14 protein-coding genes and 3 pseudogenes are annotated in these 18613 nt (G+C 52.0%); 8 read left to right on the top strand and 9 right to left on the bottom strand.

Annotated elements, in window-relative coordinates; genetic code table 11:
* The first annotated feature begins 363 nt into the window (after positions 1-363).
* Positions 364-4331: pseudogene (putA, locus tag ACQ86O_RS16340) on the top strand (trifunctional transcriptional regulator/proline dehydrogenase/L-glutamate gamma-semialdehyde dehydrogenase).
* 122 nt (positions 4332-4453) lie between these two features.
* Here the strand turns inward: putA and ACQ86O_RS16335 are convergent.
* Complete coding sequence (locus ACQ86O_RS16335) at positions 4454-5083, bottom strand: TetR/AcrR family transcriptional regulator (protein ID WP_431221988.1); 630 nt, start codon at positions 5081-5083, stop codon at positions 4454-4456.
* 173 nt (positions 5084-5256) lie between these two features.
* Between ACQ86O_RS16335 and ACQ86O_RS16330 the strand changes: the two genes are divergently transcribed.
* Positions 5257-5385 (top strand): DUF1471 domain-containing protein, encoded by a 129-nt coding sequence (locus tag ACQ86O_RS16330; RefSeq protein ID WP_431221987.1) that lies wholly within the window; start codon positions 5257-5259, stop codon positions 5383-5385.
* Positions 5386-5411: 26 nt separating this feature from the next.
* Complete coding sequence (locus tag ACQ86O_RS16325; protein ID WP_431221986.1) at positions 5412-6347, top strand: NAD(P)H-dependent flavin oxidoreductase; 936 nt, start codon at positions 5412-5414, stop codon at positions 6345-6347.
* 43 nt (positions 6348-6390) lie between these two features.
* Here ACQ86O_RS16325 and tcyN read toward each other — a convergent pair whose 3' ends face one another.
* The 8 genes and pseudogenes from tcyN to ACQ86O_RS16285 all read right to left on the bottom strand — a co-directional run bounded on the left by tcyN (position 6391) and on the right by ACQ86O_RS16285 (position 13109).
* On the bottom strand, positions 6391-7143 hold the full coding sequence (gene tcyN / locus ACQ86O_RS16320) for an L-cystine ABC transporter ATP-binding protein TcyN (protein ID WP_431221985.1): 753 nt from the start codon (positions 7141-7143) through the stop codon (positions 6391-6393).
* A gap of 3 nt (positions 7144-7146) precedes the next feature.
* Positions 7147-7809 (bottom strand): cystine ABC transporter permease, encoded by a 663-nt coding sequence (tcyL, locus tag ACQ86O_RS16315; protein WP_431221984.1) that lies wholly within the window; start codon positions 7807-7809, stop codon positions 7147-7149.
* The gene (tcyJ, locus tag ACQ86O_RS16310; RefSeq protein WP_431221983.1) at positions 7809-8609 is read right to left on the bottom strand and encodes a cystine ABC transporter substrate-binding protein; all 801 of its coding nucleotides are present in this window, start codon (positions 8607-8609) and stop codon (positions 7809-7811) included. Before tcyJ ends, tcyL begins: the two co-directional genes overlap by 1 nt.
* 114 nt (positions 8610-8723) lie before the next feature.
* Positions 8724-9710, bottom strand: a complete 987-nt coding sequence (locus ACQ86O_RS16305) for a D-cysteine desulfhydrase (RefSeq protein WP_431221982.1) — start codon at positions 9708-9710, stop codon at positions 8724-8726.
* A 240-nt stretch (positions 9711-9950) separates the two neighbouring features.
* Positions 9951-10460, bottom strand: a complete 510-nt coding sequence (gene fliZ / locus ACQ86O_RS16300; protein ID WP_431221981.1) for a flagella biosynthesis regulatory protein FliZ — start codon at positions 10458-10460, stop codon at positions 9951-9953.
* 63 nt (positions 10461-10523) lie between these two features.
* A pseudogene (locus ACQ86O_RS16295) lies at positions 10524-11245 on the bottom strand (RNA polymerase sigma factor FliA).
* A gap of 182 nt (positions 11246-11427) precedes the next feature.
* Entirely contained in the window at positions 11428-12696 is a 1269-nt protein-coding gene (locus tag ACQ86O_RS16290; RefSeq protein WP_431221980.1) for a FliC/FljB family flagellin, read from the bottom strand.
* 182 nt (positions 12697-12878) lie between these two features.
* Positions 12879-13109 (bottom strand): hypothetical protein, encoded by a 231-nt coding sequence (locus ACQ86O_RS16285; protein ID WP_431221979.1) that lies wholly within the window; start codon positions 13107-13109, stop codon positions 12879-12881.
* Here ACQ86O_RS16285 and fliD point away from each other — a divergent pair.
* The 5 genes and pseudogenes from fliD (at position 13103) to ACQ86O_RS16260 (ending at position 18503) form a co-directional block, all read left to right on the top strand.
* Positions 13103-14506: a flagellar filament capping protein FliD gene (fliD, locus tag ACQ86O_RS16280; RefSeq protein ID WP_431221978.1), complete on the top strand. Its 1404-nt coding sequence runs from the start codon at positions 13103-13105 to the stop codon at positions 14504-14506. The genes ACQ86O_RS16285 and fliD overlap by 7 nt on opposite strands.
* A gap of 25 nt (positions 14507-14531) precedes the next feature.
* A complete protein-coding gene (gene fliS, locus ACQ86O_RS16275) occupies positions 14532-14942 on the top strand; it encodes a flagellar export chaperone FliS (RefSeq protein WP_431221977.1) in 411 nt (136 codons plus the stop codon).
* The gene (gene fliT / locus ACQ86O_RS16270; protein WP_431221976.1) at positions 14942-15310 is read left to right on the top strand and encodes a flagella biosynthesis regulatory protein FliT; all 369 of its coding nucleotides are present in this window, start codon (positions 14942-14944) and stop codon (positions 15308-15310) included. Before fliS ends, fliT begins: the two co-directional genes overlap by 1 nt.
* Positions 15311-15621: 311 nt before the next feature.
* Positions 15622-16487 (top strand): annotated as a pseudogene (locus ACQ86O_RS16265) (helix-turn-helix transcriptional regulator).
* Between the two features lie 663 nt (positions 16488-17150).
* Positions 17151-18503 carry a histidine phosphatase family protein gene (locus ACQ86O_RS16260; RefSeq protein ID WP_431221975.1) on the top strand — a complete coding sequence of 451 codons (1353 nt, stop codon included), beginning with the start codon at positions 17151-17153 and terminating at the stop codon, positions 18501-18503.
* The last annotated feature ends 110 nt before the right edge of the window (positions 18504-18613 follow it).

The raw sequence follows: 18613 nt of genomic DNA, 5'->3' as shown, positions 1-18613 counted from the left end.
TTTAACAACAAAGTTACACAAAGTTTACCCTGCGTCACATTTAACCGCTTTCAAGGTTGCACTTATCAGGCCTCTACCGAGTTGCACTTCCCTCTTAACCTTGATTAATACAGGGAATTATCTTTCACCGCCTATTTCCGGTCTGTGAGCGGCTAAAAATCCTGACTGATATTGATGTTAAAAAACCGATAGAAATCACAGTTCGATTACATGTTGATTTAACAAGGTTGCACAAAGTTGCAACATGCTGGATATTGTCTGCATTCTCGATATCACCTTTCCATGAACCTATCCCAGCAGGCTTATCTGGCCCTATTTTGTGTGCCTGATGGGATAGGTTCCAAACACAGGAGTTGGATTGGCATGGCCACGACCACCATGGGCGTTAAGCTCGATGAAGCGACACGCGATCGTATTAAGAGCGCCGCACAACGTATTGACCGCACTCCGCACTGGCTAATCAAGCAGGCAATTTTCAACTATCTGGAGCGCCTGGAGAGCGGTTCTGATATGCCAGAGATCCCGACGCTCGCTGCCAGCCAGGCCGAAGCGGACGACATTATGCCGCAACCGCTCAAAGAGTCCCACCAGCCTTTCCTTGAATTTGCAGAACAGATTCTGCCGCAGTCCGTCACCCGTGCGGCTATCACCGCCGCCTACCGCCGCCCGGAAACCGAAGCGGTACCGATGTTGCTTGAGCAAGCGCGCTTGCCAGCCGATCTGGCGCTATCCACCCATAAACTGGCCTATGGTATTGCCGAAAAGCTGCGTAACCAGAAAAGCGCCAATGGCCGCGCCGGAATAGTGCAGGGATTACTGCAAGAGTTCTCACTCTCTTCTCAGGAAGGGGTGGCACTGATGTGCCTGGCCGAAGCGTTGCTGCGCATTCCAGACAAACCCACGCGCGATGCATTAATCCGCGACAAAATCAGCAACGGTAATTGGCATTCTCACGTTGGCCGCAGCCCTTCGCTGTTTGTTAACGCCGCCACCTGGGGCCTGCTGTTTACCGGTAAGCTGGTTTCTACCCATAATGAAGCCAATCTTTCCCGCTCATTGAACCGCATTATCGGTAAAAGCGGTGAGCCGCTGATCCGCAAAGGCGTGGATATGGCGATGCGCCTGATGGGCGAACAGTTCGTTACCGGTGAAACCATCGCGGAAGCGCTGGCCAATGCACGCAAGCTGGAAGATAAAGGCTTCCGTTACTCTTATGACATGCTGGGCGAAGCTGCCCTGACCGAAGCCGATGCCCAGGCGTATCTGGTTTCCTATCAGCAAGCGATCCACGCCATCGGCAAAGCTTCCAATGGCCGGGGCATCTATGAAGGCCCAGGTATCTCGATCAAACTTTCTGCGCTGCATCCACGTTATAGCCGCGCACAGTATGATCGCGTGATGGAAGAGTTGTACCCACGATTGCTGTCGCTGACGCTGCAGGCCCGCCAATATGATATCGGCATCAACATCGATGCCGAAGAAGCCGATCGTCTGGAGATCTCCCTCGATCTGCTGGAAAAGCTATGCTTCGAACCGCAACTGGCCGGTTGGAACGGCATCGGCTTCGTTATTCAGGCATACCAGAAGCGTTGCCCGTTTGCCATTGATGCAGTGATCGACATGGCCAGCCGTAGCCGCCGCCGTCTGATGATCCGCCTGGTGAAAGGGGCTTACTGGGACAGCGAAATCAAGCGCGCCCAGATGGATGGCCTGGAAGGCTACCCGGTTTATACCCGCAAAGTGTACACCGACGTTTCCTATCTGGCCTGTGCCCGCAAGCTGCTGGCCGTGCCGAATCTGATTTACCCGCAGTTTGCGACCCATAATGCTCACACCCTGAGCGCCATCTATCATCTGGCGGGCAATAATTACTACCCTGGCCAGTACGAATTCCAGTGCCTGCATGGCATGGGCGAACCGCTGTACGAACAGGTGGTCGGCAAAGTGGCCGATGGCAAGCTGAACCGCCCTTGCCGCATTTATGCGCCGGTGGGAACGCACGAAACCCTGTTGGCCTACCTGGTACGCCGCCTGCTGGAAAACGGTGCCAATACCTCATTCGTCAACCGTATCGCCGATGCCACATTGCCGCTTGACGAACTGGTAGCAGACCCGGTAAGCGCGGTGGAGGCTATGGCCGCCAGCGAAGGCTGCATCGGTTTGCCCCATCCTCGCATTCCATTGCCACGCGAGCTGTACGGTGAAAAACGTGTCAACTCCAGCGGCCTGGACCTGGCTAACGAACAACGTTTGGCTTCACTTTCCAGTGCCCTGCTCAGCAGTGCGACGCAGGAATGGCGTGCAGAACCGATTATTGCCGCCCAGTTGGATCAGGGGTTGAGCAACCGGTGATCAACCCAGCAGAATCGGGTGATGTTGTTGGCTACGTGCGCGAAGCTACCGAAGGGGAAGTCAGCCGTGCGCTGGACGCAGCCGCAGCGGCTGGGCCAATCTGGTTTGCCACACCGCCGACCGAACGTGCCGCTATTCTGGAACGCGCGGCAGAACTGATGGAAAGCCAGTTGCAGAGCCTGCTGGGTATCCTGGTACGCGAAGCGGGTAAAACCTTCAGCAACGCCATCGCAGAGGTACGCGAAGCCGTCGATTTCCTGCATTACTATGCCGGCCAGGTCCGTGACGATTTTGCCAACGACAGCCATCGCCCATTAGGCCCGGTGGTCTGTATCAGTCCGTGGAATTTCCCATTGGCCATCTTTACCGGCCAGATTGCCGCCGCGCTTGCCGCTGGCAACAGCGTGCTGGCCAAACCGGCAGAGCAAACGCCGCTGGTCGCCGCCCAGGCGGTGCGCATTCTGCTGGAAGCCGGTATTCCTGCGGGCGTATTGCAACTGCTGCCAGGCCAGGGGGAAACCGTGGGCTCGGTTCTGGTCAATGATGCCCGCGTGCGTGGCGTCATGTTCACCGGCTCTACCGATGTTGCCGGGATCCTGCAACGCAGCATCGCTGGCCGCCTGGATCCTCAAGGCCGCCCGACGCCACTGATTGCCGAAACCGGTGGTTTGAACGCCATGATTGTCGATTCCTCCGCCCTTACCGAACAGGTGGTCACGGACGTGGTCGCTTCGGCCTTTGACAGTGCCGGGCAACGCTGCTCCGCCCTGCGCATTCTGTGCGTGCAGGAAGATGTGGCGGAGCATACTTTGCAGATGTTGCGTGGGGCCATGGCCGAGTGCCGTATGGGTAACCCGGAACGCCTGTCTACCGACATTGGCCCGGTGATTGACGCCGAAGCAAAAAGCGGCATTGAGCGCCATATCCAAGCCATGCGTGCCAAAGGCCGCAAGGTTTATCAGGCGGCGAAAAGCCTGGAGGATGATGAAAAAGCCTGTGCTCGCGGCACCTTTGTGAAGCCAACGCTGATCGAGCTGGAAAGCTTTGACGAACTGCAAAAAGAGATCTTTGGCCCGGTGTTGCACGTTGTCCGTTTCCAACGTGCCAATCTGGGGGCGTTAATTGAGCAGATCAACGCTTCAGGTTATGGCCTGACATTGGGGATCCATACGCGCATCGATGAAACCATTGCCAAAGTGACCGATCATGCAAAAGTCGGCAACCTGTACGTCAACCGCAATATGGTTGGCGCGGTAGTCGGGGTACAGCCGTTCGGTGGCGAAGGCCTGTCGGGGACCGGCCCAAAAGCCGGTGGCCCACTCTACCTGTACCGCTTGCTGGCTAACCGCCCAATGGATGCTGTGCAGCGTACCCTTAATCGTCAGGATAACCAGCGCCCACTGGAAGCCACCGTGCGCCCTACGCTGCTCGCCCCGCACCAAGCCCTGGAGAAATGGGCCGTCGCGGAAAACCTGCGCGAACTGGCCGTACTGGCACAGCTTTATGCCGAATTAGGCCAGGGTGGCACCGTGCGCCCACTGCCAGGCCCGACCGGTGAACGCAACACTTACGCCCTGCTGCCACGCGAACGTGTACTGTGTCTGACGGACAACGAAACCGACGCCCTGACCCAATTGGCAGCCGTGCTGGCGGTCGGCAGCCAGGTGCTGTGGCCAGAGGCTGAACTGCAACGCACCCTATACCGCCGCTTACCGGCAGCCGTGCAGGCACGTATCAGTTTCAGCAAGGATTGGGCGCAGGACAAGGTGGAGTTTGACGCGGCTATCTACCACGGTGATGCCGATCAGTTACGCACCCTTTGTGAGCAGATTGCCCAGCGCAGCGGTGCCATTGTCTCGGTACAGGGTTTCGCCCACGGGGAGACCAACATTATGCTCGAGCGCCTGTTGATCGAACGTTCGTTAAGCGTTAACACCGCCGCCGCCGGGGGCAATGCCAGCCTGATGACGATTGGCTAAGCTCTGAATAACCCTCTCCGCAAAGTAGAGGGTACCGTTCGGGGCCGCTAATTGCGCCTGATTTCCCCTCTCCCTGTGGGAGAGGGTCGGAATAAGATGAGAGTTTGATTACCCGCAGGTCATCAGGGAGCGGTCATCGCTTGCCACTGCCCCATAAAAATATCCACTAAGCCAGAGAGTTCTTCTCGAGTTGCCCCATTACGTGCTTGCACAGACATACCCTGAATCACATTGACAATGTACTTTCCCAGCAAGGCACAGTGGGTATTCTCCGGCAGCTCGCCTTGGCGGACACGCTGCTCAAGGCATTCAACAATCTTGTTCTCCGCCGAATTTCGTTGCTGGCTAAGTTGGCTGAACAAGTCATTATCTGCGGCAGACATACCAAAGGTTGCGACCACCATAAAGCAACCTGATGGGGTCTGCACATCAGTGAACCAATCAACGCAAGTACGCAACAGTTGTTCGATCACCTGCGACAACGGGAGATCGCCCTGATCTAGGATCACGTCTCTGGCATGGCCATAAGTGGCAAGATACCTCTCTACCGCCGCACAAAATAACCCTTCTTTGTTACCGAATTCAGCATACAAAGAAGAAGGCTTGGTGCCCGTCCCTTCAATCAGTTCGGACATTGAGGTTGGCTCATAGCCAAAGCGCCAAAACAGCTCCATAGCCTTTTCCAATACGCTGTCGCGGTCAAATTTTTTAGGCCTGCCCCGAACAGTCACCTCTTTGAGATTCTTCGTCATAGCTACCATTCCAGAGCCTTCACCAGGCTATTTAAGGAACGATCATTATAAAATAACCCTTTGCTTCGTCCAGCAGATAAACCTCCCATCAATTAAAATAACGATCGTTATAAAAAGTTATTGCCAAAAGCCCTTCCTGCGAGTACGCTCATTAAATAACGATCGTTACAGATATGACAGCGCTGACAGAGATTGGACAGGCTATTGCGAAACAAGCAAAGACCAATCAGGCCAGCCGTTACCAGATTATTGCCGTTTCCGGTAATAACAAACTGCATGCAAGTGCAGTGATTTACCGCTGATTAATTTTAACTTGAGGAAAGGAATCATGAGATTACAGGCTTTATTAGGTATCGATACGCCAGTTATACAGGCCTCTATGGTGTGGCTTAACTCCGCTGAACTGGCGGCAGCAGTATCAAATGCCGGGGGATTGGGGGTACTTGGCCCGAACGCCGGGCGCCAGGATGCTGGCGGTGGAGTCACCGGCACCGTGGACGCTTTCCGTGAGGAAATAAGGAAAACCAAAAGCCTGACGGATAAACCCTTTGCCGTGAATTATCTGCTGCCTATCGAAGGGGTCGATATCAGCTTTAAATACGCTGAGCCGCTACTGGAGGCCATCCTGCAGGAAAAAATCAGTATCGTTATTACCAGCGGTAAGGATATCTCCAAAGGAGAAGCCTACATTCGCAGGTTGAAAGACGCCGGTATTATCGTGATTCACCGGGAAATTTCACCCACGGTAGAAAACTCGATAATGGCGGAAAAAGCAGGTGTGGATGCCATTATTATCACCGGACACGAGGCGGGAGGACACCTCAGCGACCACCGGATCAGTACGCTGGTCTTACTGCCGCAGGTCACCGATGCAGTCAACATTCCGGTGATTGCCGCCGGGGGCATTTATAACCAGAAAACCGCAAAAGCGGCCATGGCTATGGGGGCTGCGGGCGTCTATGTTGGCACGCGTTTTATTGCCACGTTTGAATCCCCTGCCAGCCTCAATACCAAACAGGCTATTGTGAATGTTCTGTCTGAAGAACTGGTCGAAATTAATACCCCAGCAGGAGATATTCGCGTCATCGCCACCGAGAGTATCCTTGCCGGGCGCGGAGAAAGCGAAGTGGGTGTGATCAAGAAAGGCATGCTGGACGGGGATCACCAGCATGGCGTGATCACCGTCTCCGGGGCCGCTGGAGGTATTGCGAAGATCAGCAGCGCCAGGGAGGTAGTCTGCGAACTCTCAGAGGCTTTTAGTTAGGTATTACGCCAGGAGTCTGGGGGCCAAAGCCCCCATATCAGTGTTACTGGCTAAGAAACTTATCCAGGAACTGCTTGGTGCGTTGATGTTGAGGGTTGGCAAAAAGTTCTTTAGCTGGCCCCTGCTCCACAATACGACCGTGATCCATAAAAATGGCGCGGTCAGCCACATCCCGGGCAAAGCTCATTTCATGCGTTACGATCACCATGGTGCGTTTCTCTTCAGCCAGCGCACGGATGGTGCTGAGCACTTCGCCAACCAATTCGGGATCAAGCGCCGAGGTAGGCTCATCAAACAGAATAACCTCCGGCTGCATTGCCAAAGCGCGGGCAATCGCCACGCGCTGCTGCTGACCACCGGATAAACGTTTGGGGTAAGCCTGCTCTTTACCGCTCAACCCGACTTTCGCCAGCAAAGCTCGGGCGCGCTGTTCAGCGCTGGCCTTGGCCTCCCCTTTGACGATAACCGGCCCTTCAATAATATTTTCCAGCACCGAGCGGTGTGGAAACAGATTGAAGCTTTGAAACACAAAACCCACCTGCTGGCGCAAAGCCCGTACCTGATTTTTTTGTTTGCTCAGCGGGCGGGCGCTGTCGATCAGGATATCGCCCACGCGGATAGTGCCGGAATTAGGCACCTCCAACAGGTTGATACTGCGCAACAAGGTGGTCTTGCCGGAGCCACTCGGTCCGATAATTGCCACCACTTCCCCAGAGTTAACCTCAAGATCGATGCCGTGCAACACGGTTTGCCCTTTGAACTGCTTGACCAACTGTTTAACTTCGATGGCGCTCATCGGTTACTCCTGATCCTGACGGTTAACATGTGCTTCCAGGCGGTTTTGCAGCGCGGAAAGCAGGGTTGCCATCACCCAGTAGATCAGCGATGCCGCCAGATACATGGTGAACACCTCCAGCGTACGTGAGGTGATCAACTGAGCCTGCCGGAATAACTCTGGCACCTGAATGGTTGCCGCCAGCGAGGTATCCTTGACCAGACCGATAAAGCTGTTGCCCAGGGGTGGCAAAGCGGTACGCGCCGCCTGTGGCAGGATCACCCGGCGCATGGTCTGCCAAGGGGTCATACCGATGCTGGCTGCCGCTTCCCACTGCCCTTTATCGATCGAAGAAATTGCCGCACGCAAGGTCTCCGACGTGTAGGCCGCAGTATTAAGCGAAAGACCAATCAGCGCCGCCGGGAACGGATCCAGCTCAATGCCAAACTGCGGCAAACCGTAATAGATCATAAACAACTGCGCAATCAGTGGCGTACCACGGAACAGGGAAACGTAGAGGCGTGACAGCCAGGAGAGCGGCCATAACGGCGAAAGGCGCATCAGCGCCAACAGAAACCCGAGGATTAAACCGAGAGCCATGCCCCCAAGACTGAGCTGGAGGGTCAGAATGGCGCCTTTCAATAAAAATGGCGCTGAATCCAGCGCCAGTTGAATACTCTCATGCATTATTTAGTTACGTCCGCGCCAAACCATTTCTCAGAGATCTTCGCCAGCGTACCGTCTTTCTGCATTTCGGCAATCGCCTGATTGATGGCTGCCAACAGTTCCGGGTTGTTCTTGCGCACGGCGACACCCGCTTCCTGGCGGGAGAAAGCGTCACCCGCAACGGCCAGCGTATCCCCGGTCTTTTTCACCAGATCCAGCGCCGCCAGGCGGTCAACCAGAATGGCATCAATACGGCCTACACGCAGATCCTGGTATTTGGTCGGGTCATCATCATAGGTGCGCACATCAACACCCTGCACATTGTCACGCAACCATTGCTCATAGTTGGTGCCCAGGCCCACACCGACTTTTTTGCCCTTCAGATCTTCGGCCTTGGTGATCTGGCCTTCATTGCCTTTTTTCACCAGCGCCTGAATACCTGAAACGGTGTAAGGCGTTGAGAAATCATATTTCTTCTTACGTTCGTCAGAGATGGTGACCTGATTGATGACCACATCAATACGCTTGGATTCGAGCGAAGCCAGCATGCCATCCCACTTGGTGGGTTTCAGGTTGGCTTTCACGCCCAGATGTTCTGCCAATGCATTGGCAAAATCCACTTCGAAACCAGCAAGCTTGCCGTCTACATCCTGGAAGCTGAACGGAGGATAGGTTCCTTCCAGCCCAACAATCAGCGTGCCACGTTGCTTGACCTGCTCAAGCAGATTATCCGCAGCGTAGGTTTTCACGTTCAACCCGGTGGTAAGCGCAACGGCCATCACACCCAATAGCAGTTGACGACGAATTTTTGAAAAGACCATAGACACCCCATCTGTTGTTTATCTTTTTGATATCAGGACTTTAACAGCCCTACCGACTTCATAAAGGAATATAAAATAATAAATATAGTTCAAAATGGAATAATTGGTTTGCCTCTATACCTGCGGATGATAGGCAAACAGCGCCGGTGCCCCGCCGGTATGAATAAACAGAACCGGGCCTTCATCGCGGAAGCGTTTTTGAGTGATGCCATCAATCAACCCAGCCATGGCCTTGCCGGTATAGACCGGATCCAGCAATACGCCCTCCTGTTGAGCCAACAGTTCCACCGCCGCCATGCCTTCTTCGTTTGGCATACCATACTGCGGCGCAAAATAGTCATCCCACAGGGTGATCGGGGCCAGCGCATCGATATCCAGCGAGCAGGCCACCGCTTTTTGCAGTTGTTCCACCTTTGGCAGTTGATCGATCACTTTGCGTGAAACGGTTACGCCCACCAACTCGCTTTCTGGCAGCAGTTGCTGCAACCCTACCGCCAAACCGGCATGAGTTCCGGCACTACCGGAAGCCACGACGATCGAACTGAAAGTAACATCACGGCTTTGCGCAGCAATCTCCAGCGCACACTGCACATAGCCCAGTGAACCCAGCGCATTGGAACCCCCAACGGGGACGATATAAGGACGAAAACCCTGGGCTTCCAGACGGGTGGCGAGGTCCGCCAGCTGTGCCTGTGGATCGTACAGTGCCTCACACATCACGACGTCAACATTGAACAGATCGAGCAGCAGGCGGTTACCGTTGGAAAGATAGTTTTCTGCTTTGGTGTCGATGGGGTTTTCCAGCAGTGCGACACACTGCAGGCCGAGTCTGGCCGCCACGGCAGCGGTCTGACGAACGTGGTTGGACTGAATGGCACCGGCGGTGACCAGCGTATCCGCCCCTTGCCGCAGAGCGTCAGCGGCCAGAAACTCCAATTTTCTCAGTTTGTTACCGCCCATCGCTATCGGTGTGACATCGTCACGTTTGATATAAATTTCACGGCCGAGATAATCAGAAAGGCGAGATAACTTTTCGAGCGGCGTGGCCGAGCCAACCAAATCCAGGCGCGGGAATTGCGCCAGTTGCTGTTGCAGATCCACAACTTCCCCCAGGGAATAAAATAACGATATATAAAGAATAGGTTTATCAGATGTGCTCTGAATTATCACTCTTTATTCGAGGGGAAAGGCTGGGGCCATCTGCCGGATACGCGATACCCAAAGTAATTAGCGTCACCGCTGGACGGCCAGAGAGTTACCCCATGGGGTTTACTGAGGTAAAACACTGGGGTTCACTCTCGCCGCCAACAACGCTGCAACTTCACGTAAGAAGGGTATGAATCAGTAACTCTTCTGCCAGGCCAGATATTGATCGTATTTACGCAGCGCAATACGGTAGTTGTCATGCCCTGCCGTCGGCAGATCGTCAATAATGCGCTGGTGGTTAAAGCCACCGGCAAACTTGTCCGCGGGATAATTATGCGCCACCAGCATTTCATCCAACCGGCGCAGGCGCACGACATACTCGCGGATGGTGCTATGGCTCATTTCGGTCTGTTCAAACAGATACTGCTTAAATGCCATGATATCGAAGTAGCTGGGGTGGCTATTACATGAAATCTCGCTGCAAAACCGGCACAACGCGGTCAGTTCATTTTGTACGTTGAGCCACACATTATCATCAATCGGCTGATCCATACGGGCAATCGCTTCTTTGTTGATGATCTTCCCACGGAATACCAGCGCCATACGGTCGAGCTCTTTCCCGCATTGTGAACAGTGGCTCTGGCTATGTTTGTAATCTTTCAGGTAACGGCTGAGCGGCCGTTTCTTCAACGTTATTCCTGGCATATCTTGCAGTCCATTTTATTACAGCGGTAATAAGGTTGGCGTAAGCAGCGGGCTTGGTCCCCATCAGGTATCGTGAGCCAGTCGTGCCCGCAGCCGTTTAATTGCCTGACTGTGCAGTTGGCTGACTCGCGATTCCCCTACATCAAGCACTGCGCCTATCTCTTTGAGGTTCAACTCTTCCTGGTAATACAGCGTCAACACCAGCTTTTCGCGCTCCGGCAGTGCCTCGATGGCATCAATCACCCGCTGGCGCAGATTACCCTCCAGCAACTGATGCAACGGATTGGCCTCTTCATGCCCTTCCAGCATCGGTTCTGCGCTGTCGCCATGCTCTTCTTGCCATTCGTCGTAGGAAAACAGCTGGCTGTTATTGGTGTCCAACAGGATCTGGCGATACTCATCCAACGAGACATTCAGCGCTTGTGCCACTTCCACTTCACTGGCCGGGCGGCCAAGGCGCTGTTCCAGCTGCTGCATTATCTTCGACACTTCACGAGCATTGCGGCGCACGCTACGTGGCACCCAATCGCGGCTGCGTAATTCGTCGAGCATAGCTCCGCGAATACGCTGTACGGCATAGGTGGTGAAGGCCGTTCCCTGTAGGGCATCGAAACGCTCAACGGCGTTTAACAGCCCGATCCCCCGGCTTGCAGCAGATCGTCAAGCTCCACGCTGGCGGGTAACCTGACCTGCAGGCGTAACGCCTCGTGGCGCACTAACGGAACATAGCGCTGCCAGAGAGAATGTTTGTCCATGACGCCTTCGGCGGTATACAGATCGCTCACTATGTCTAAAACCTGCGGATAAGGGAGTCATGGCTATTATCCGTAGGGGGCAAGATGCCAATCGGCTGAACAGCCGTACAAAACAGGCTTTATTTGCGCCATGTAATAACCGTGGCAGCACATAGAAACAAAAAACCCTGCCGAAGCAGGGTTGAGAAGACCGCTTAATCGAAGGAAATCGATTAACGCAGCAGGGTCAATACGTTCTGGGTAGACTGGTTAGCCTGGGCCAGAACAGAGGTGCCAGCCTGTTGCAGGATGTTGGCACGGCTCATGTTGGAAACTTCGGTCGCGTAGTCGGCATCCTGAATACGGGACTGGGAAGCAGACAGGTTGTTTACGGTGCTGTTCAGGTTATTGATTACAGAATCGAAACGGTTCTGTACCGCACCCAGAGAAGAACGCAGGCCGTCAACTTGTGACAGGGCTTTGTCCAGAGTTGCCAGTGGATCAGCGGTTTTTGGATCGGCAGACTGTTGAGCGCCTTTGGTAATTTTACCCGTCGCGTCCAGAGTCGCTTTGAAGTAGGTATCATTGCCATCGGCATCAGCGCCTTTGATCATATAACCTGCTTTACCATTTGCGTCGGTGAAAGCATGCAATTTCTCACCTGCATCCAAACCACTCACTGGGGTAGTACCCGTCTTAGTGGAAGTGACTGCGGTCATATTTGCAGGCTCTGCAGTGACAACGGTCGCGGCAGCACTTGAGTCAAAAGTGAATTCACCGGTGTCCACATCCAAGGCGCCTTTTACCCATTCAGATGCACCAGTTTTGATGTAGTGATCTGAACCAGAAGCGTAAACTTTGCCATCTGTAGAAGTTTTAGCCGTGCCACTTGAACCATCTGCAGCGATAGTCGGTGCGCCCATCTGGTCAACAGTAGTGACTTCTGCACCTACTTTAGAGGTATCCAACGGGTCAGCAACGCTGAACTTATCCAGACCCAGAGTTTTTGCATTGATATTTTTCAGGTCGATATCGATAGTTTCACCATCGTTTGCACCAACCTGAATAGTCAGCTTCTGGTCACCGCTCAGCACTTTCACGCCGTTGAAATCGGTCTGCTCAGAGATACGGTTGATTTCATTCAGACGCTGGGAGATCTCATCCTGGATTGACTGCAGGTCGCTTGAAGAGTTAGAACCGTTTTGAGACTGAACGGTCAGACGGCGGATGTTCTGCAGGTTGTCGTTAACTTCGTTCAGTGCGCCTTCGGTGGTCTGCGCCAGAGAGATACCGTCGTTAGCGTTACGAGAAGCCTGAGTCAGGCCCTTGATGTTGGCGGTGAAACGGTTAGAGATCGCCTGACCCGCAGCGTCATCCTTCGCGCTGTTAATACGCAGACCAGAAGACAGACGCTCAATCGCAGTACCCAGAGAAGATTGAGATTTGTTCAGGTTGTTCTGCGCCATTAACGACAGGCTGTTGGTATTAATTACTTGTGCCATAAAATGCTTTCCTTACGAATCAGTTGCGAATTACCCGTCACCTTTCAAGCCGTAGCGTTGTTACCTGCGGGCGCTTCTCCCGGTTGCTTACTGAAGTAAGCTCTGGGAGTTCACACCCTGGTTGCCCGGCTACAACCCGAAACGCTCAGGGTCATCGTATGCGCTATTTAAAGGGTTCGGGCCTAAATGCCCACGGCTTCAATCACCGTCTCCTCAGGTATCGGCGTACCCTCAGTAACCTTTAGAAATTTTTTCTGTTTTTTTCGCTTTGCGCCAATGGCACGAATAACGCTGCTTTTCCCTCTTCTACTACGCCATCGTTTTTTCAATTTATCCGTAAACTTTTTTAATACTGAGCCGATAACGCATAGAGCGTAAATGTTATTGACCATAGGAGAATCATTGAATGGCATCGATTAGTTCATTAGGTATCGGCTCAGGATTGGACCTCAACGGCTTGCTGGATAAGCTGAGCAAGGCAGAGCAACAGCGTCTGACGCCCTATACCACTCAGCAAACCAGCTATAACGCCAAACTGACCGCCTACGGCACGTTAAAAAGCTCGTTGGAAAAATTTGATAACCTGAGCAAAGCGCTGGCCAAACCCGAATTCTTTAATAACACCACCGCCAGCGAGCACGATCAGTTTAAAGTCACCACCAATGCCAAATCCGTACCGGGTAACTACAGCATTGAAGTGCTGCACCTGGCACAGCCACAAACCCTGACAACTGAGGCGGAAATTAAAGACCAGACCGCCAAACTGGGGACCAGCGGCGCAACCGATCGCTCACTTTCCATTACCGCAGGCGATCCCCCCAAAGAGGTCAAAATCCCGCTTGGGGACGATCAAACCTCATTGGTGGAAATGCGTGATGCCATTAACGGTGCCAAGGCCGGGGTTAATGCCACCATTATGCGTGTCGGCGACAATGAATATAAGTTAGCGATCAGTTCCGCCACCACCGGTGCCAACAATACGGTCAAGGTGCAGGTCAATAATGATGACCAGTTAGGGGATATCTTAAATTACGACCCCGCCAGTTCCAGCAACGCCATGAAAGAGTCGGTGAAAGGCCAAGATGCCGAAATCACCATTAACGGTACGGCCATCAAACGCAGCACCAACTCGATCGCCGACGCATTACAAGGCGTAACGCTGGATCTGAAAACCGTCACCAAACCGGGCGAGCCACAGAATCTGGTGGTCACCGCCGATAAAAACGGGTCTGCTGACAAAATCAAAGAGTGGGTCGACAGCTATAACTCGCTGCTGGACACCTTCAACTCTCTGACCAAATACACACCGGTAAAAAGCGGTGAAGAACAGAACGCCAAAAACGGGGCTTTGTTGGGCGATAACACCCTGCGCGGCATCCAGTCATCAATAAAAAGCGCACTGAGTGCCGCTCAGGACAACCCGGAACTTAAAGGCCTTGGCAATATCGGTATTACTACCAATACCAAGACCGGCAAGCTGGAGTTGGACAGTGACAAGCTGAAAAAAGCCATTGATGAAAAACCGGATCAGGTTGCCAACTTCTTCGCCGGTAATGGCAAAGATACCGGTATGGCAACCGAGATCCACAACGAGATCCAGAACTATATAAAAGCTGGTGGTGTAATAGAAAACTCGACCAAGAGTATCAACACCAACCTCGATCGTCTGAATACCCAGATCACGCGTGTGACCGAGAGTATTCAGAACACTATCGATCGTTACAAACAGCAATTTGTCCAGCTGGATACCATGATGTCAAAACTCAATGGGACCAGTACGTATTTAAATCAACAGTTCCCTTCTAAGTAAGAACTTTTAACCAGGTAAAAATAGCATGTACAACCGCAGTGGAACTCAGGCTTACGCCCAGGTAAGTGTAGAAAGTGGTGTAATGAGTGCCAGTCCGCACCAATTAATCGTGATGCTATTTGATGGGGCGCTCAGCGCCCTGCTTCGCGCACGAATATTGATGAACCAGGGGAATATCGCTGGTAAGGGCCAGGCCATTTCAAAAGCAATCAATATTATTGATAACGGCCTGAAGAACGGGTTGGATCATGAACAGGGTGGCGAAATTGCTGATAACCTCGCCGCATTATATGACTATATGAAACGCCGTCTGATGCAGGCAAATCTGCATAACGATATCGCAGCCATCGAAGAGGTCGCCGGGCTGTTGGAGAACATTGCCGACGCCTGGCGCCAAATTGGTCCGAATTATCAACCTGCTCAGGACGCCGTCTAATGGAACAACAACAGAAACTGTTATCGGCCTGTCAGCAGATCCTCACGTTGAGCAACCAGATGATCGCTTTGGCACAATCCGGACAATGGGACGCGCTGGTGGAACTTGAATTGGATTACGTGCAGGCGGTTGAAAAAACCGCCGAATTCGCCAGCATCTCCGGATCGTCACCGGCACTACAGGAGATATTACGCAACAAACTGCAACAGATCCTGAGTAATGAAACCGAACTCAAGCGATTGTTGCAGCAGCGTATGGATGAATTGATGGTGTTGATTGGCCAATCCACACGCCAGAACGTCGTCAACAGTACCTACGGCCAGTTCCACGATCGGGCTCTGTTATTGGGAGAGCCTCAGATAAGATAAACTCGGGAATAATTGCCCGCACCGAGCAATAAATAGTATAAAACGCTAATATTGCCCTGATTTGCAATAACATAAACGCATCGCATTTGAATTATTCAGATGATGGGTAATGCATGAAAATGCAAATTTCTGGCATTATTTCTTATTTGATGGATAATTCTTCCCCGACACGGACGTTTTCTGTTCAACAGGAAATGGCTTCTTGACAAATAAATTACCGGATTGCGATCAACAACAGATGGAAAAAAGTTGCTCCATCCCCCAGCAAAGCGTAAAGATATTCACAGATAATAACTATGAAATGAATATTAATGGAACGCTCAATTAATTTTTGCCCCGGGGTCGGTACTGCAGCACAAATCATTCAGTATACTGAACTGCTCCTGCCGTCCCTCTATTTTGAACATCCGCATCTGTTTTTGATACAGCTTGGCCAAACCCGTATACGGCACAAACAGCAGGATGTCGTCGCCAGGGCCGGAGAGTTACTGATCGTCAACGGCGGGCAAACTGTCGATATTATTAACAGCCTTTCAGACAGCGGTACATTCAGTTGCCAGGTATTAATTTGCGATCCGGCGCTGTTTGAAACGGTATCCTCTGCGCCCATCCCAGCAGCAGCCCCTTTCACCGGCGTGGCAAAGATACCGAAACCGCCCTGTGCTTTTTTACACAGTTTCGAAACTACCACGTTGGCGATAACGCTCAACGAACGGTTCCCCCGGCGATTACCCGCCACAAAATGTGTGAGATCCTGCTCTGGTTGGCGCACCTCGGGATCCGTTTTACCCGTAATGAAATCAATAACCTGACACAAAGAGTGCGCCAGTGTCTGGCCGCCGATCCGTACAAGGTCTGGACAGCCGCCGAAGCAGCAGAAAGCCTGATGATGAGCGAAGTCATGTTGCGCCGTAAACTGTCCGCTGAAAATACCTCGTTGCGCAGTCTGATGATCGATGTCCGTATGAGTAGCGCCTTGGCGCTTTTGCAAGCCACCGACTGGCCTATTTCCGTCATTGCGCAATATATTGGCTATGAAAGTGCATCACGTTTTGCCGAACGTTTCCGTAAAAGATTTGGTTTTGCGCCAACGGCAATTCGTGGGCACCAACGCATTATGCCCCCTACCTCTGCCTTACCACCTTCATATCAAATATTTAATACGCAGGAAAAGTAATATCAGGATCAAACTATTAGCATTGAGGGAATCTCGTTGTTGCTATCAGCAAGGCCACCCAGGGTGGCCCGGAACATCAATTGTACTTCACTAAAACAAAAATCAGAAAAGCCAGTATTATCAGCATGATAATACTGAAAAAACGCCATTTCACTTCGCTTTTAGAACTCATCATTTTCCCTGCGTAAGAGCTAACTGACTGCCAGGCGAATTAACGCTGCCAATGCGCATTAAAACCCGCGTTAACGCTATTGTAAGTGAATAATTATACCCTTTATAACGACTAAAAAAATGAATTGAACCACAAAAATGTTATGGTTTCCGGCTTAGAAAAAATCTGCTCAAAAACAACCCCCAATATATTTCGCAGATAAATAAGTTGAATTAAAGTAAATATTCAGAATGACTTCCACCTAGCGCTAATGCGACTGAATTGATTATCAGTTACATTCTGCTCTTTCTGTACCCGACATAATTGGCGCTACCGCTAACAACACTGCAACGTCAAGCAATAAGGCTATATTTTAATAGGCATTATGTGAACTCCCTCCCCCTTTCTTTTGATTTCTGCCAAAGCCTGGCCAACCGTGTCATTAATACAAAGGTTTGGAAAGCTATTCTTTCTTAACCTGCAAGCTCGCTGATTATCAAAAGGAATAGTGCGTGAAAAAGAAAATAATATCTCTGGTCACTCTGTTTTTGGCGCTGATATGGATCCCCACCGCAGTTTTATCGCAAACTGCAAATCACACACCACAAAAACAGGCCGAAACAGAACAGGCCAAAACCTTGCGCTTTTATTTAGTCCGCCACGGGCAGACCTACTCCAATATCAAGGAAATGACCATCGGTGGCGGTGGTAACGCTCAATTGACGCCAAAAGGCCGTTATGACGCCAGCAGCTTAGGTCTGGGACTGGCAGAAATAGAGTTTATCGCCGGTTACAGCAGCACTTTGGGCAGAGCCTATGAAACCGCCAATCAAATTTTGCGTGGCCGCAACCTGGAGGTAAAACAGATAGAGGGCCTGAAAGATATCTCCTGGGGCGATGCTGAGGGGAGGCGTATTGACGACCTGACGGAAAATTTTGGCCATTCGGGTAATGACTTTGCGTTCTATTTCGGCACTTATAACGATCCTGGCTTCAAGTCTCCGGTGAATGCAGAGAACATGTTTCAATTCGCGGCCCGCTTTGAAGCAGCACTGCGGCAAATCGCCGCACAACACCCCGAAAACAGCGGCAATATACTGGTCACTGCCCACTCTTCCATGGCGTTCTATCTGCAAAAGTACCGGGCCAACCAACCGTTGGCCGGGTTGGCCAATACCAGCGTCTCGGTACTGGAATTGAAAAACGGCCAGTTCCACCTCATTGATTTTAATAACACCGACTATCTTAAGGCTGGTTTCGCCCGGGAAAAAGCTCTGCCACCGTTGGAAATTACGCTGGTGATCAACCCGCTTACCCGGCTGCAGCAGGCTGGTATTATGGAGGGGACTACGGATTCAGACCTCACCGCGGAAGGTGAAAAGGCCAATCAACAATTACGCAACGCTTTAAAATCCACCGAGTTTATCGCCGCATACAGTAGCCAATTGGGGCGTGGCTATAAAACAGCCCAGAGCGTGATGGCCAATCATCCGATCCTGGTGAGTCAGGAAAGCCAGTTGAATGAGATATTTCTTGGTCACTGGGAGGCAGAAAAAGTAGCAACAATTAAAAACAACCAGAGTGAGGCAGCGCGGAATTTATTTTCTACCACCAAGCTGATCCACTTTGTTTCACCTGACGAGGGTGAAAATGGCGAAATCGCCGCCTATCGCCTGGATAGTTTCCTGTCCAGCATCGGGAAAAAATATGAATTTAGCCACGGTAAGGTGATTGTTTTCACCCATCCTTTAATCGTGAACGCTTTCTTTAACAAGCGCTTGCCTGACCAGGTATGGCAACCAGGCAAAGGGATACAGGTTGTCACTTTGCTATACAAAAATGAAACTTTCCGCATTAAAGAATAAACCGTTGATTACCCGGGGATCTTCCCGGAACGGGACACGAAGGCTGGCTCTGCGCCAGCCTTTATACATTAGTTTATTAATCACCACCGATCTCTGCAACTGGGTATATT

Origin of the sequence: Serratia sp. L9 (genome assembly GCF_050632285.1) — a bacterium.
Classification (GTDB): Bacteria; Pseudomonadota; Gammaproteobacteria; order Enterobacterales; family Enterobacteriaceae; genus Chania.
Note: the sequence above shows the minus strand (reverse complement) of the source record. Positions and strands in the feature narration are given on the sequence as shown.

Bases quoted from the DNA above. Each gene is read 5' to 3' on its own strand.
- ACQ86O_RS16335 (WP_431221988.1), bottom strand. From the start codon at position 5,083: ATGACGAAGAATCTCAAAGAGGTGACTGTTCGGGGCAGGCCTAAAAAA.
- fliZ (WP_431221981.1), bottom strand. From the start codon at position 10,460: ATGCCAGGAATAACGTTGAAGAAACGGCCGCTCAGCCGTTACCTGAAA.
- tcyL (WP_431221984.1), bottom strand. From the start codon at position 7,809: ATGCATGAGAGTATTCAACTGGCGCTGGATTCAGCGCCATTTTTATTG.
- ACQ86O_RS16330 (WP_431221987.1), top strand. From the start codon at position 5,257: ATGACAGCGCTGACAGAGATTGGACAGGCTATTGCGAAACAAGCAAAG.
- ACQ86O_RS16290 (WP_431221980.1), bottom strand. From the start codon at position 12,696: ATGGCACAAGTAATTAATACCAACAGCCTGTCGTTAATGGCGCAGAAC.
- fliS (WP_431221977.1), top strand. From the start codon at position 14,532: ATGTACAACCGCAGTGGAACTCAGGCTTACGCCCAGGTAAGTGTAGAA.
- ACQ86O_RS16325 (WP_431221986.1), top strand. From the start codon at position 5,412: ATGAGATTACAGGCTTTATTAGGTATCGATACGCCAGTTATACAGGCC.
- fliD (WP_431221978.1), top strand. From the start codon at position 13,103: ATGGCATCGATTAGTTCATTAGGTATCGGCTCAGGATTGGACCTCAAC.
- ACQ86O_RS16285 (WP_431221979.1), bottom strand. From the start codon at position 13,109: ATGCCATTCAATGATTCTCCTATGGTCAATAACATTTACGCTCTATGC.
- fliT (WP_431221976.1), top strand. From the start codon at position 14,942: ATGGAACAACAACAGAAACTGTTATCGGCCTGTCAGCAGATCCTCACG.
- tcyJ (WP_431221983.1), bottom strand. From the start codon at position 8,609: ATGGTCTTTTCAAAAATTCGTCGTCAACTGCTATTGGGTGTGATGGCC.
- tcyN (WP_431221985.1), bottom strand. From the start codon at position 7,143: ATGAGCGCCATCGAAGTTAAACAGTTGGTCAAGCAGTTCAAAGGGCAA.